The sequence below is a fragment of the Nitratidesulfovibrio liaohensis genome (assembly GCF_011682075.1).
Classification (GTDB): Bacteria; Desulfobacterota; Desulfovibrionia; order Desulfovibrionales; family Desulfovibrionaceae; genus Cupidesulfovibrio; species Cupidesulfovibrio liaohensis.
In genome coordinates this window covers 1-731 of the sequence record NZ_VSMK01000712.1, presented here as the reverse complement: position 1 = coordinate 731, position 731 = coordinate 1, and the positions used below count along the sequence as shown (strand labels likewise).

General features: G+C 68.5%; 1 protein-coding gene. It reads right to left on the bottom strand.

Annotation, left to right across the window (positions count from 1 at the left end; translation table 11 throughout):
• Positions 1 to 407 precede the first annotated feature (407 nt).
• Positions 408 to 731 (bottom strand): AmmeMemoRadiSam system protein B (gene amrB, locus FVW27_RS18055; protein WP_167127868.1); only part of this gene is annotated, 324 nt, incomplete at its 5' end.

Here is a 731-nt window from a genome sequence, read left to right as displayed (position 1 = left end):
GGGAAGGCAACCGGGCCGCGCGCAACGCGCGGCGCACCGGTGGGCGCGGGAGCGTCGCCCGCAGCCGCGCGAAAAATGACACCGCTGCCGCCCGCCGTCAATATGTGGGGCCGCTCGTGCCGGAAGGTACAAGGTGGGGGAGGTGAGGACGTTTTTTACGCCCCCGGCGCGGGCAAGGGGGCTTCGCCCCCTGCACCCCCATTATGCAAATCAATATAACTGATTACGCGTGCCCTGTCGGTATTCGACGTGCCGTTGAATGCGCTCCCCCTGTTCGTCCACGTGTCCAACAGACCGGATTGCTACATTCCTTTGTGGGGGTGCAGGGGGCGAAGCCCCTTGCCCGCCGGAGGCTGACAGAAAAATGCTTCCGCAGGGGGATGCGGTGTGTGTCACGCCGAAGCCTGTCAGGCCACCAGAACCCCTGCATACCCCACAACCCGCTGCATATCCCCGCTCACCTCGCCCGAGGTGGCATAGGCCACTACCCGCGCGGTCTGGGCACCCATGTCCAGCGCGGCCAGCAGCCCCAGGGTGGCGGGCAGCACCCCGCACATGGAGATGCCCCGGTCGCGCACGGTGGCGTACAGGCCAAGGGGGTCCAGTGCCTCGATGCGGGCCAGGGCCAGGCGGTCCAGCCGGGCGGCCTCGGCGTGGGCGACGTAGTGGCTCATGTCCGACGACACCACCATGGCCACCCGCCGTCCGGCGGCCTCCATGCGGCGCAGTGC